General features: G+C 70.5%; 13 protein-coding genes. 9 read left to right on the top strand and 4 right to left on the bottom strand.

From position 1 onward, the window contains the following. The first annotated feature begins 43 nt into the window (after positions 1-43). The gene (locus ACZ69M_RS33575) at positions 44-541 is read left to right on the top strand and encodes a GtrA family protein (protein ID WP_470055806.1); all 498 of its coding nucleotides are present in this window, start codon (positions 44-46) and stop codon (positions 539-541) included. Between the two features lie 458 nt (positions 542-999). Beyond that, positions 1,000-1,152, top strand: a complete 153-nt coding sequence (locus ACZ69M_RS33570) for a hypothetical protein (RefSeq protein ID WP_470055804.1) — start codon at positions 1,000-1,002, stop codon at positions 1,150-1,152. Positions 1,153-1,317: 165 nt separating this feature from the next. Here the strand turns inward: ACZ69M_RS33570 and ACZ69M_RS33565 are convergent, their stop codons facing one another. Further along, positions 1,318-2,418: an enoyl-CoA hydratase/isomerase family protein gene (locus ACZ69M_RS33565; RefSeq protein ID WP_470055802.1), complete on the bottom strand. Its 1,101-nt coding sequence runs from the start codon at positions 2,416-2,418 to the stop codon at positions 1,318-1,320. A 94-nt stretch (positions 2,419-2,512) separates the two neighbouring features. On the opposite strand from ACZ69M_RS33565, the gene ACZ69M_RS33560 reads away from it, so the two are divergent. Together ACZ69M_RS33560 and ACZ69M_RS33555 are read left to right on the top strand one after the other, a co-directional pair. Further along, complete coding sequence (locus ACZ69M_RS33560) at positions 2,513-3,757, top strand: CoA transferase (protein WP_470055800.1); 1,245 nt, start codon at positions 2,513-2,515, stop codon at positions 3,755-3,757. Continuing rightward, positions 3,754-5,205: an amidohydrolase family protein gene (locus ACZ69M_RS33555; RefSeq protein ID WP_470055798.1), complete on the top strand. Its 1,452-nt coding sequence runs from the start codon at positions 3,754-3,756 to the stop codon at positions 5,203-5,205. Before ACZ69M_RS33560 ends, ACZ69M_RS33555 begins: the two co-directional genes overlap by 4 nt. Here ACZ69M_RS33555 and ACZ69M_RS33550 read toward each other — a convergent pair. From ACZ69M_RS33550 to mftG, 3 genes are all read right to left on the bottom strand, one after another. After that, positions 5,198-6,811 carry an MDR family MFS transporter gene (locus ACZ69M_RS33550; RefSeq protein WP_470056196.1) on the bottom strand — a complete coding sequence of 538 codons (1,614 nt, stop codon included), beginning with the start codon at positions 6,809-6,811 and terminating at the stop codon, positions 5,198-5,200. The two genes, ACZ69M_RS33555 and ACZ69M_RS33550, sit on opposite strands and share 8 nt — an antisense overlap. 129 nt (positions 6,812-6,940) lie before the next feature. Further along, entirely contained in the window at positions 6,941-7,633 is a 693-nt protein-coding gene (locus ACZ69M_RS33545; protein ID WP_470055796.1) for a TetR family transcriptional regulator, read from the bottom strand. Positions 7,634-7,685: 52 nt separating this feature from the next. Then, positions 7,686-9,287 carry a mycofactocin dehydrogenase MftG gene (gene mftG / locus ACZ69M_RS33540; protein ID WP_470055794.1) on the bottom strand — a complete coding sequence of 534 codons (1,602 nt, stop codon included), beginning with the start codon at positions 9,285-9,287 and terminating at the stop codon, positions 7,686-7,688. A gap of 168 nt (positions 9,288-9,455) precedes the next feature. Here mftG and mftA point away from each other — a divergent pair, with 168 nt between their 5' ends. From mftA to mftE, 5 genes are all read left to right on the top strand, one after another. Beyond that, positions 9,456-9,584, top strand: coding sequence for a mycofactocin precursor MftA (gene mftA / locus ACZ69M_RS33535; protein ID WP_470055792.1), 129 nt, complete (start codon positions 9,456-9,458; stop codon positions 9,582-9,584). A 9-nt stretch (positions 9,585-9,593) separates the two neighbouring features. Beyond that, positions 9,594-9,875, top strand: a complete 282-nt coding sequence (mftB, locus tag ACZ69M_RS33530) for a mycofactocin biosynthesis chaperone MftB (RefSeq protein WP_470055790.1) — start codon at positions 9,594-9,596, stop codon at positions 9,873-9,875. Next, positions 9,872-11,155: a mycofactocin radical SAM maturase gene (gene mftC / locus ACZ69M_RS33525; RefSeq protein WP_470055788.1), complete on the top strand. Its 1,284-nt coding sequence runs from the start codon at positions 9,872-9,874 to the stop codon at positions 11,153-11,155. The genes mftB and mftC overlap by 4 nt, the downstream gene beginning before the upstream one ends. 176 nt (positions 11,156-11,331) lie before the next feature. Then, complete coding sequence (mftD, locus tag ACZ69M_RS33520; RefSeq protein ID WP_470055786.1) at positions 11,332-12,531, top strand: pre-mycofactocin synthase MftD; 1,200 nt, start codon at positions 11,332-11,334, stop codon at positions 12,529-12,531. A gap of 3 nt (positions 12,532-12,534) precedes the next feature. Then, positions 12,535-13,260, top strand: coding sequence for a mycofactocin biosynthesis peptidyl-dipeptidase MftE (gene mftE / locus ACZ69M_RS33515; protein WP_470055784.1), 726 nt, complete (start codon positions 12,535-12,537; stop codon positions 13,258-13,260). The last annotated feature ends 16 nt before the right edge of the window (positions 13,261-13,276 follow it).

The following is a 13,276-nucleotide window of genomic DNA, read 5'->3' as shown; positions in this document are numbered from 1 at the left end:
GTAATTAGATGCCCTAGGCACCGCTTCTCCGGAAGGAAACGTCATGAACTCGCCGAAGAAGCCCGAGATGACGGCCCCGGCCACCCCCGGCCCCCTAGGCTCCTTCATCCGGTTCGTGATCTTCGGCGGCGGAATCGGAGTCCTCTCCAGCTTCGCGGTGCCACTGCTGGCCACGACGGTGCCCTGGGCAGTCTCGAACGCGATCATCACTGTCGTCTCCACCCTGCTGTGCACCGAACTTCACGCACGCTTCACGTTCGGCAAGGGCCGCGCTGCCGGATGGCGCGAGCACTGGCAGTCCGCGAGCTCGGCCACGGCCGCCTACCTCGCTACCAGCATCGCGGTATTCGCCCTCCACGTGGTGCAACCCTCCCCCAGCATGCTGACCGAGCAGAGCGTCTACCTCAGCGCCTCCGGCCTCGCCGGCATAGGCCGCTTCCTCGTCCTGCGCCTCTACGTCTTCGCCACCCGCCGCGACCAGACCGCACGCCCCCAGAAACAGAACGGGATCACGAGGGCACCCGTACTGGTTCCCGCATAGGACGCGCCGCCCAGGGGTGGGATCCACCTTCGGCTACAGCCGTGGGCTCGATCCTGCGCGGCCGGGACACCCTCGGCATTCGTCACCGACATCGCCCCGTCCTGACGACCATCGGGAGCAGCCGCCTCGTCACGTGCTGTCCGCCATCGACCGGGACGAGTACTCCGGCGACGGGAATCCGTCGATCCCACCGAGGTCTTCAATGCGCTGTCCGATGCGATGCGCTGGAAGAGCATCCAACGGTTGGCACGACGCCCCCGCACACTCCCTCGACATCACCCGCCAGATCGCACAAGCAGGACCCATCGCCCTGCGCCTCACCAAAACAGGCCTCGAACAATCAACCGCCGGACTCGAAGCCTCACCCCAATGGGAAGCACTCGCCCAGCCCGTCACCATGACCTCCGCCGACCTACAACAAGGCATCGCCGCATCGATACGCCGCGGTCGCCGCAGGCATGCTCGGGGTCCCCGGCGCGGCCATGAACCGGCACCCCGCCGGCAGCCTGTCGGCGATCGGGTCCGCCGCCGCGGACACCCGGGCCGGCACGGACCGCGCGATCGTGGCCGGCGGCGCACACTCCTTCTCCACCGCCCCGGCCCTGAGCTGACGGGTACCGCGCACCGATGACACCCAGCAGCGCATCCCCCGACATTCCCCAACACCGAGGACGCCGCGGATGACGTGAGCCTGAGCGTCTGCCGGAACGTGGCCCGCAGATCGCGGGCCCGGGCCCCCGATCTGCGGGATCCTGCGGATTTCACCGCACTGCCGGTCACGCTCCATGGGCATGGTCCTCGCCGTCGTCGGACGCCATGTCAAGCGCGTCGATCAGCCCCCATGAGAGTGCGGTCGGCGCGTCGAGAACCGTGCCGGTGAGCGCCAGGTGGAGAGTCCGCCACCGCCCGATGCGGCGCGGAATGCTGACGGTACCGCCCGCCCCGGGAATCAGCCCCATGCCGATCTCCGGGAGCCGGAACGTGGTGCCGGGGGCGGCCCGGACCGTTGCGGCGAAGGCGGGCAGCTCGATGCCGGAACCCACACACGTGCCGTGCACCCGCGCCTCCACCCGGTCACTCAGTTCGTACAGGAGCCGGCCGGCGCCGGCCCGGGTGCGTACGAGGTGGGCGGTGGCATGGTCCGGTGCCGTGCCGAACTCGTCCAGGTCACCGCCCGAGCAGAACGCGGGGCCCGCGCCCCTGAGCACCACGCGGGAGACGGTGTCGTCGAGCGTGGCAAGCGTGAGGGCCTCGACAAGGGCGTCCCGCAGGTGCCGGTCATAGGCGTTGCGCCGCGCCGGCCGGTTGAGGATCACCTCCAGTACGTCCCCGTCGCGGGCGACCAGTACGGGTTCCGCCACCGGCGGGGTGTGCCGACGCGGGCCTCGTGCGGCGAGCCAGCGGTGGAACTCGGCGCCGCCGAGCAAGGTGGAGTAGGCCAGCGACTCCGCGTCCAGGGCATCGCGCACCGGGAGGGATTCGGTCATGCGCAGGAGGGCGGCCAGGACGAGGGCGGCGTGCGGGTTGCCCGTGACGGCGGCCGTGATCTCGGCCAGTGCGATGGCGGGGGTGGGCACGGAGACGAAGGCACGGTCGATCGACGGCGGTTCGTGCCCTGTGAGCGTCAGGTCGAGGGCCGCCGCCAACGGCTGCGCCCCGGGAGGCATCCCACCGTGAGCGGCCTGTGAGACCCCGATGAGGATGCGGTCGCATTCCCGGGCGCGGCGGGCCGCGGTGGCGAGCACTTCCGGCATGGTGGGTTCGTCGAGGCTGACGGCCAGCACGGGTGTCATGGGCCGCGCGCTCGCATCGAGCAACGGGGTGTGCGCCGTACCGGCCGCCAGTTGGGTCGGGCTGATCATGGTCATGGACGGCATGGAACCCGCACTCCTTCAGGCTCACGGCAAAGGACCGAGAGTGTATCGTCGGCCGTGTGTCCATTGTCATGACGGGTTTTTGCTGGTCATCGCCATGAGCCTCGCCGCCGATCCCCTGGCCGACTGGGCGTCCAGCGGCATCGTGGCGCTCACGGGACGAGCGGGCGGACCTCACCTCGTGCCTCCTGGACGTGCGGCGACGTGTGCCCGCGAACTGTCCGACCGGATCTACGAGTCGACGGCCCGCACTTCCTCGCCCGTGCGGGTCGACGGTGCGAGGCTGCTCGCCGAACGGGCCGCGTTCACCGGCCGCTCATGCCAAGGCCGGACCTCGGTGGGTGGCGCTTGCCGACTGCTCCCCACCGCCGACGGCTGGGCGGCGGTGTCCTGCGCCCGCCCCGACGACCCGGCGCTGCTCGGCGCCATGGTCGGCGCCGAACTGACAGACGACCCCTGGCCCGCTGTCGCCTCCTGGCTGCGCGGTCACAGCGGGGGCGTACTGGCGGAGCGGGCCGCGCTGCTGGGGCTCGCCGCCGCGCCGGTCGCTTCGTCCGGCACGGCCCGGCCCACCGCATCGCCGTCTGCGCTGGTGCCCCGGCCGGTCGGCGGTCTCCTCGTGGTGGACTTCAGCGCCTTGTGGGCCGGGCCCTTGTGCGGCCACCTGCTCGGCCTGGCCGGGGCCCATGTGGTCAAGGTGGAGACACCGAGCCGCCCGGACGGGGCCCGCCGCGGGCAACCCGACTTCTACCAACTCCTGCACGCCGGACACCAGTCCGTCGTCCTCGATCCTGATACAGCGCCAGGTCGGCGTGCCCTGGCGGCACTTGTCGCCGCCGCCGACATCGTCATCGAGGCGTCCCGCCCCCGGGCGCTGGCCCGCTTCGGGCTCGACGCACATGCCGCGGTGTCCTCCGGTACCACCTGGATCTCGCTCACCGCCGCCGGGCGTGCGAGCGAACGGGTCGGGTTCGGCGACGATGTCGCGGCCGCCGCCGGACTCGTGGCCCGCGAGGCGGACGGCACCCCGCTGTTCTGCGGCGATGCCATCGCCGATCCGCTGACCGGACTCACCGCTGCCGCCCGCGCGTTGACCGCACCCGCCGACGGCAGCGGTTTCCTCCACGACATCGCGATGACCGACGTTGTCCGCTCCACACTCGAGCGACGGCCAGAACCGGCCGCTGCCGCTCGACGCTCAGCCAGGGGATGGGTGGTGGAGACGAACGCCGGACGGATCCCCGTCGCAGGTCCCCGGCGGCGCGAACCGGCCGGCGACGCACCCGCCATGGGCGAGCACACCGCCGAGGTGCTGCGCGGTCTCGGAATCCCCGCGCCGTGAGCCACCTCCGCCGCGTCGCGAACGTACTCCTGCACGACGCCGAACTCGTCGCCGGCCGCCGAGCCGACGTTCGTGTCACCGACGGACGTATCGCAGAGGTCGCGCCGACCCTGTCGCGCCGCCCCCGGGAAGAGACCATCGACTGCCGCGGTGGCCTGCTGCTACCCCACCTGGCCGACCACCATCTCCATCTGCACGCTCTCGCCGCGCACCGGCAGTCGGTCCGGTGCGGACCGCCCGCCGTGCGAGACCGGGCCTCCCTCTCCGCGGCACTCGCGTCGGCAGCCCCCGACGAGCACGGATGGATCCGTGGTGTCGGCTACCACGAGACGGTCGCCGGAGACCTCGACGCGGCCGCGCTGGACCGGATCCATCCGCACCGCCCCGTGCGCATCCAGCACCGCAGCGGCGCCCTGTGGATGCTCAACTCCCTGGCCGCGACGTCGATGTCCCTCACCGCCGGTGCCGATCCCGGCATCGAACGCGGCGCCGACGGCGCTGCGACCGGCCGGCTGTGGCGCGCCGACGACTGGCTGCGCAGCCGACTTCCCCGCACCCGTCCGCCCGGGCTCGCCGCCGTCGGGGAGGAACTCGCCCGATTCGGTGTCACCTCGGTCACCGACGCCACGCCCGACCTCGCCCCTACCGCGATCGCCGCGATCGCCGACGACATGGCGACCGGACTGCTCCCGCAGCGAGTTCTCCTGCTGGGTGCGCCGCTCGACGCGGTGCTCGACGACTCCTCGCCGCGCCACCCCGCTGTCGGCCCGTACAAGATCGTCCTGGCTGACTCGGGGCTGCCCGCGCTCGACGACCTGGTCGAGCGCGTCCGTGCGGCGCACGCCGTCGGCCGTGCCGTCGCCGTGCACACCGTGACCCGCGAGGCGCTCGTGCTGCTGCTGGTGGCGCTGCGGGAGACGGGTTCCCTGCCCGGTGACCGCATCGAACACGCCGCCCTGGTTCCCGGGGAGTTGATCGGTGACATCGCCGCACTGGGACTGCGGGTGGTGACTCAGCCCGGCTTCCTCACCGATCGCGGCGACGACTACGCCCGCGACGTGCCCGTACTCGATCACGCGGACCTCTATCGCTGCCGGTCTCTCCTTGAGGGTGGTGTCCGTCTGGCCCTGTCCTCCGATGCTCCCTACGGGCCCCTCGACCCATGGGTCGTCATCGCGGCGGCCGTACGACGCGCGACCCCCGACGCGCAGGTCCTCGCCCCGCAGGAGGCCCTCGCCCCGGCCGCCGCCCTCGACGCGTATCTGAGCCCTCTGCACGATCCCGGCGGACCGCCCCGACAGGTCACGGTCGGGGCGGTCGCCGACTTGGTCCTGCTGCATGTCGGCCGTACCGAGGTGCTCGCCGATCCCCGGGCGGAGGCCGTCCGGATGACCTTGCTGGGAGCGTGCGCGCACTCGGCCAACCGGTGGCCCGGCCGGGTCAGTTGACTTCAGCAGGCGAGGAATCCGCATCGGTCGCGGGCGCCGGGTCCATGTGCCGAGGGGAGCCGTCCACGACCGCCCTGCCTGCGCGTCCGGACTCCTCGGAGAGCCGCTCCATGCCGCTGCTGGTCTTCAGCGGCTTCTCCTTGATGAACAGCACGGCGATCGCGGCGAGCAGCCCGAAGGGTGTGGCGACAAGGAAGAGGTCGGCGGTGGCGACCCCGTAGGCGTGCTCCACGATGTCCCGCATCGCTGCCGGCAAGGCGGTCATGTCGGGGACTCCGCCATGAGCGGCCTGGTCGCCACCGGCCGGGGCGCCCGCTTCCTTGAGGCCCTTGGTCATCTCGGACGCGACGCGGTTGGCGAGGATGGCGCCGAGCACGCTGGTGCCGACAGTGCCGCCCAAACTGCGGAAGAAGGACAACACCGAGGTCGCGGCGCCCAGTTCGGCGGCGGGGACGTCGTTCTGCGCGGCCAGCACCAGGTTCTGCATCAACATGCCGACGCCGATACCCATCACCGCCATGTAGACGCTGAGGAGACCGAAGTGGGTATCGGGTCCGATCGTGGAGAGCAGTCCGAGGCCCGTGGTCATGGTGACGCCGCCCGCCACTAGGTACACCTTCCACCGACCGGTCGCACTGATGACCTGCCCGGCGAGCGTGGAGGAGAGCAGCAGGCCCAGGATCAGGGGCAGGCTCATCAGGCCCGCGATCGTCGGGGACTTGCCCAGCGAGACCTGGAAGTACTGCGAGAGGAAGACGCTGCCGCCGAACATGGCCACGCCGACGAACAGGCTGGCGATGGTGGTCAGCGTCACGGTGCGGTTGCGGAAGATGTGCAGCGGAATGACCGGCTCGTCGACACGTGCCTCGACGAGGACCGCGGCGGCCAACAGCACCACGCCCCCACCGGTCAGCGCGGCGGTCTGCCAGGAGGCCCAGTCGAACTCGTTCCCGGCCAGCGAGACCCAGATGAGCAGCGCGCAGACGCCCGCGACGATCAGGAAGGCACCCAGGAAGTCGATCTTCGCCTCTCGGCGCACGGTGGGCAGCTTCAAGGTGCGCTGCAGCAGCGCGATGGCCAGCAGCGCGAACGGGACGCCGACGAAGAAGCACCAGCGCCAGCCGAGCCAGGGCGTGTCCACCAGGACACCGCCGATGAGCGGCCCGGCGACGGTGCCGACGGCGAAGACGGCGCCGAAGATTCCGGCGTACCTGCCCAGCCTACGCGGGGGGATGATCGCCGCCATCACGACCTGGGCCAGGGCCGTGAGACCACCCGCGCCGATGCCCTGCACCACGCGGCTGAAGATCAGCAGCCCGACCTCGTGGGAGAACCCGGCCAGCAGCGAACCGACCACGAAGAGGCTCAGGGAGAGCTGGAGCAGCAGTTTCTGGTTGTAGAGGTCGGACAGCTTGCCCCACAACGGCACCGTCGCCGTCATGGCCAGCAGTTCGGCGGTGACGACCCAGGTGTAGGAGGACTGGCTGGCCCCCAGATCGGCGATGATCCGGGGCAGCGCGTTGGAGACCACAGTGCCGGCCAGGATGGAGACGAACATGCCGGCCATCAGCCCGGACATGGCCTGGAGTATCTGCCGGTCGGACATGGAGGTCGGTGACGCCGCTGCCGGCGCCGCTGATGAGTTCACATCATCTCTTTCAAAGCTTCGACGTTCTACGGTGGGCGTCTCGCGCACGCACGGGGCGTACGGCGGTGCCCAGGAACACGCGGGATATCAGGAAGTTTCGAGCGGCGCCGGAAGCCCGGCGGCAAGGTGCTCGAACGCCTCGCGGAAAACCTCCGCGAAAACGAGTTCGTCCTGCCTGACGCACCAGTGCTCGACGGCGACGCGGACGGCCGCGCCGCCGACTGCGGCCAGCAGGCGCGGATACAGGCCCGGCGCCCGCCGCCGCTGCTCTTCCTCGGCTGGGGAGGACGTCCCCCGATCCGCGAACGACGACGGTGGACCGACACCGATACGCTCGGCGAGTGCTTCGGCCAGAGCGATCTCATCGGCCATGTGGGCACCGAGGCTCCGCGCCAGCAGATGTGGCGACCTGCCCATCACCTCGGCGAACAGGCGCCACAACTCCTCTTGCTGCTCGATTTCTTCCAACTCCGCCGCCATGGCCTCGCGCAGCGCCTCCAACGGGGTCAGCCCGGACGGCGCTTCGAGCACGGCACGGCGGACCCGGGCACTCGACTCCGCGCCGATCATGACGAAGACCTCGTCACGGGAATCGAAGTAGTTGAAGAACGTGCGCGTAGATACGTCCGCCGCCTCACTGATCGCATCGACCGTGATGTTCTCCGCCCCGTGCTCTGCCGCAAGGCGGACCGCCGCCGCCACCAGGGCAGCGCGCGTGGCCTGCTTCTTCCGCTCACGTCTGCCGCCGGTTCCGGAATTCTCCTTGCTCACATTTTGCATAGTACGCAAAGATGCAGAGTCTGCAAAAGTCGAGTGTGCCGACCACCACGGCTCAGGGCAGTTCGTGCCGCATCGCATGGGCGACGATCTCGCCGATCAGGACAGCGGTCGCCGCGGGCCCGCGCTGGGGCGCGTCCGGCAGGATCGAGGTGTCCGCCACACGCAGCCCTCGTACGCCGTGGACGCGGCCGAACTGATCGACGGCAGCGTGCTCGGCGTCGTCGGCGGGACCCATCGGGACAGTGCCGCACGTGTGGTGAGCGGTGCCGAGGCGGTCGCTGATCCAGTGGTCGAGAGCACGGTCGTCTTCGAGGACGTCATGGCCCGGGTCGAGCGGACCGCACGAGAGGTCGGCCAGGGGCGAGGTGGCAAGGAGGGCTGCGGTGACACGCACCGCCTCACGTAGGTGGCGTCGGTCGTCAGGGGTGCCCACGTAGGCGTAGTCGATGCGCGGGGGTGTTGCGGGGTCGGTGGACCGCAGGCGCAGGCGACCGATCGGGCGGGGAGTCTGGACGGAGACGAGGAACGACAGTGGGGCACCGGGAACGCTCATGGCCCCGCCGACGAGCCCGGCCATGGGGATCAGGGACTGGAGGATCTCCAACTCCCCCGGTCCGTGGGGTGTTTCGGTCGCGGGGAGGTGAAGGCAGCCACCGAGCCAGGATTCGGACGGCTCTTTCAGATCGTGATGGGGCCGCCAGTCCACAGTGAGCTGGGGATGGTCGCTGAAGCGGGTGCCGACGGCTGGGGCGTCCCGGACGACGGGGATACCGAGATGCTCGAGGTCGGCACGCGGACCGATACCGGAGAGCTGGAGCAGCTGCGCGGTGGCGAAGGCGCCGGCACTCAGTACGACGGTCCCGGCGTCGAGAGTGATTCGCTCACCGTCGCGCTCGACGACGACACCCGTGACGCGGCCGTGCTCGATGACGATCCGACGGGCCGGGCACCCGCCCAGCACTGTGAGGTTGGGACGGTCGAGCACCTCGGGCGGCAGGTAGCTCAGGCCGGTGTTGCGGCGCACCCCGTCCACCGAGTTGGAGGGCACCGGGCCGAAGCCGGGTGGCGCCTGGTCGTTCTTGTCGGGGTCGGCGGGAAAGCCGAGGGCCCGGGTGGCGTCACGGAAGGCGGTGGCGGCCGGGTGCCGCAAGGAGGCGCGGCGGATTCTCATCGGGCCCTGGTCGCCGTGGAGTTCACTCGGGCCGTGGTCGAGGTCGGTCTCCAGGGCCCGCAGGAACGGCAGCACCCTGTCGTACGCCCAGGCGGGGTTGCCCACTGCGGCCCAGCGGTCGAAGTCCTCGCGCCGGGCGCGTACGAAGTAGCCGCCGTTGACCGTCGTCGAGCCGCCGAGGACCCGGCCGCGCGGCACCGTCCACGGGCGCCGAGGCGTGAGGTGCACGGGAAACGCGCTGGCGGCGAAGTGGCCGGGCTGCGCTCCGGGAACGAGGCGCGCGTCAAGCAGCGCCGCGCCGAACCCGACGGCGCCACGGGGTATCGGCCCGGCCTCCAGCAGCAGCACAGCGCGATCGGAGTCCTCGCTGAGCCGCGCGGCGAGCACGGCCCCGGCGGCCCCGGCACCGACCACGACGACGTCGGGTCGACGGTCGCCCAGCGGCTGGGAAGGGGCGGGGAACGTGCGGGGGGTCTGTTCCATGAGTACGGGATCCAAGCCGCCCCAACTGCGCGGCACAAGCCCTTTGTTCAGCTTGGCGGAAATTGCCGGCGTACGACGCCTAGTCTTTTGACACCACATGCCAATAATCTCACGATGAGCCGAAGAGTCCTGCGCACGCAGGCGTTTCCGTACTCAGAGGAGAGACGCATGAACGACATCACCTCCACCGGAACCGAACCGCAGGACCTCGTCGAGACCACGTCGCCCGATTCCCTCATCGAGGCCGACGACCTCGTCGAGGAGGTCTCGATCGATGGCATGTGCGGCGTCTACTAGGCCGCACACATGACCACGCTGAACCTGGACACCGCCTGGCACCTGCACCCGCAGGTCTCGGTGCGGCCGGAGCCGTTCGGGGCACTGCTGTACCACTTCGGCACCCGCAGACTCTCCTTCCTCAAGGACCGCAGGCTGCTCGCTGTGGTCGAGGCGCTCGCGACAGCGCCCACCGCGCGGGCGGCCTGCGCCGCGGCCGGTGTCGCCGACGGGGACGTTCCCCGTTACGGGCGGGCTCTGGCCGTACTGGCCCAGTCGTCGATGCTGGTCGAAAGGACCCGGAGCTCATGACCGCACCTCCCGAGACGATGAGGCCCGCCGCACGCCTGGTGGACCTCTTCGAATACGGCCTCGACGCTCCGATCTGCCTGACCTGGGAACTCACCTACGCCTGCAACCTGGCATGCACCCACTGCCTGTCCAGCTCCGGCCGCCGCGATCCGCGCGAACTGACCACGGCCGAGGCCAAAGCGGTGATAGACGAGCTGGAGGCCATGCAGGTCTTCTACGTCAACATCGGCGGCGGCGAGCCCACGGTACGCCCCGACTTCTGGGAGCTGCTCGACTACGCCACCGCCCACCACGTCGGCGTCAAGTTCTCCACGAACGGCGTGCGGATCACCCCCGAGGCCGCACGGCGGCTGGCCCGCAACGACTACGTGGACGTACAGATCTCGCTGGACGGCGCGACGGCCGAGGTCAACGACGCGGTACGCGGGGCCGGTTCGTACGACACCGCGCTGCGCGCGATGCGCAACCTCGCCGACGCCGGGATGAAGAACTTCAAGCTGTCGGTGGTGTGCACCCGGCACAACATCTCGCAGATGGACGGCTTCAAGGCACTCGCCGACCACTACGGCGCGCAGCTGCGGCTGACCCGGCTGCGCCCGTCCGGCCGTGGTGCGGACGTGTGGGACGATCTGCGTCCGCTCTCCGAGCAGCAGCGTCAGCTGTACGACTGGCTGGTCGCACACGGCGCATCCGTGCTGACCGGCGACTCGTTCTTCCATCTCTCGGCGTTCGGGGAACCGTTGCCGGGGCTCAACCTGTGCGGCGCGGGGCGGGTGGTGTGCCTGATCGACCCGGTCGGTGACGTCTACGCCTGTCCGTTCGCCATCCATGACGAGTTCCTGGCCGGGAATGTCCGTCGCCCCGGTGGATTCACAGGGGTGTGGCGCGACTCCGAGCTCTTCCGACGGCTGCGAGAGCCGCAACAGGGCGGGGCCTGCCGCTCCTGCGCGTTCTACGACACCTGCAAGGGTGGCTGCATGGCCGCCAAGTTCTTTACCGGGCTGCCACTCGACGGACCCGATCCGGAGTGCGTCCAGGGTTACGGCGAGCCGCTGCTGGCCGCCCGCGGCACGGTACCGAAGCCGTCCGGCGACCATTCCCACCGCACCGCGCCGCGCAGCGGCCGCACCGGCCCCATCGACGTCGCCATCACCCGGCGGGGGAACCCCGAGCGGCCCCCGGTGAACGACTGCGCGGAGTCCCCTCTCGCCGGTCTCCGCCTGCCCTGGGGCGCATCCGGGTCAACAGCATCCTGTCGACCCAGTTCGACACCGAAATGATCCAGAACGCGTCGTCGTACCGACTGTTCGCCCCCGAAGCCGAGCCGCCCGTCAAAGGGAAGTTCGCGGCGGAGCCCGCCCCATCACCGGAGCCGCGCTGCCCATCGACGCCGGGGACCTCGTGAAGTGAGCTGTCACCCTCCCAGGCCGAAGCACATCGGACAAGAGAAGGTTCCATGAGCAAAAACCCCTGGTTCGAGACGGTCGCCGAGGCACAGCGCCGTGCCAAGAAGCACCTACCGCACCTGGTGTACGGCGCACTGGTCGCCGGGTCCGAGCGCGGCCGCACCCTCCACGACAACGTCGGGGCCTTCGCCGAACTCGGCTTCGCGCCGCGCGTTGTGGGCCACCACGCCCAGCGTGATCTGACCACCACCGTCCTGGGCATGGAGTCAGCCATCCCCGTCGTCATCTCACCGACCGGTGTGCAGGCCGTTCATCCGGACGGCGAGGTCGCCGTCGCCCGCGCCGCCGCGAACCGGGGCGTCGTCATGGGGCTGAGCTCGTTCGCCAGCAAGCCCGTCGAGGAGGTCACCGCCGCCAACCCCGACACCGCGTTCCAGATGTACTGGTCCGGCACCCGCGACGAGATGCTGCAGCGCATGGAGCGTGCCAGGACCGCCGGCTGCAGGGCGCTTGTCGTCACCCTCGATTGGTCCTTCTCCAACGGCCGTGACTGGGGCAGCCCCACCATCCCCGAGAAGGTCGACTTCAAGACGATGCTGAGGTTCGCCCCGGACGTGCTGCCGCGTCCCGGCTGGCTGTGGAAGTTCGCCCGGACCGGCCGCATCCCGGACCTGACCACGCCCAACCTCAAAGCACCGGGCGGTGCGGCCCCCACCTTCTTCGGCGCGTACGGAGAGTGGTTGCGGACCCCGCCGCCCACCTGGCAGGACGTCAGCTGGCTGGTCAAGGAGTGGAACGGTCCCTTCCTCCTCAAGGGCGTCACCCGCGTCGATGACGCCAAGCGCGCCGTGGACGCCGGAGTCACTGCGCTCTCCGTCTCCAACCACGGCGGCAACAACCTCGACACCACGCCGGCGACCATCCGCATCCTGCCCTCCGTCGCCGAAGCCGTCGGCCACGAGATCGAGGTACTGCTCGACGGAGGCGTGCGGCGCGGCGGCGACGTGGCCAAGGCGCTTGCCCTCGGCGCCCGCGCCGTACTGATCGGCCGGGCCTACCTGTGGGGCCTTGCCGCAAACGGCCAGGCCGGTGTCGAGAACGTCCTGGACATCATGCGCGGCGGGCTCGACTCCGCGGTGCTAGGCCTGGGGCACGCGTCCATCGACGAGTTGAGCCCGGACGACCTGGTGATACCCGACGGCTTCACCCGTACTCTCGGCCTCTCGAAGCCCGGCCCGTCCAGGGCTTGAGCCATGAGCACCGAACTCGCCCGCACCACCTGGCCCGCGGTTCCCGCCGACGGGGCACTCGTGCTCGTACCGATCGGCTCCACCGAGCAGCACGGCCCGCATCTCCCGCTCACGACCGACAGCGTCATCGCCCGTGCGGTCGCCGACCGCGTGGCCCGCCGGCTGCCCGGCCCCGTGCTGGTCGCACCGACCATCGCGTACGGCAACAGCGGCGAGCACGCCGGGTTCCCCGGCACGATCTCGATCGGACACGAAGCACTGCGGCTCGTCCTGATCGAGACCGTTCGGTCGCTCGCCCTCTGGGCGTCCCGCACGGTCTTCGTCAACGGCCATGGCGGCAACGTACGCACCCTCGACGAGGCAGTCGTCCAACTGCGCGACGAGGGACACGACGTCGCCTGGACGGGCTGCGCGTTTCCCGGCGGTGACGCCCACGCGGGCCGCGCTGAGACCTCCGCCATGCTCCATCTCGCCCCCGACGACGTGGAGTTGACCGCCGCCGTCGCCGGGGACACCCGGCCGATCGTCGACCTGATGCCGGAACTGATCGCCGGTGGCGTCCGCTCCGTAGCCGCGAACGGTGTGCTCGGTGATCCCGCCGGCGCGTGCGCGCGAGAGGGTCGCGAGCTGATCGACGCGGTGGTCGACGCCGCCGTTCGGAACATCGTCGCCGCGTTGCCCGACCATCGCGGACGGCTTACCGACCCGATCGCGACGGTACCCCGATGACACGTCCGCGCCGGTA

Source organism: Streptomyces sp. NPDC107454, from assembly GCF_055582885.1.
This window is presented reverse-complemented; position numbering and strand designations above follow the sequence as displayed.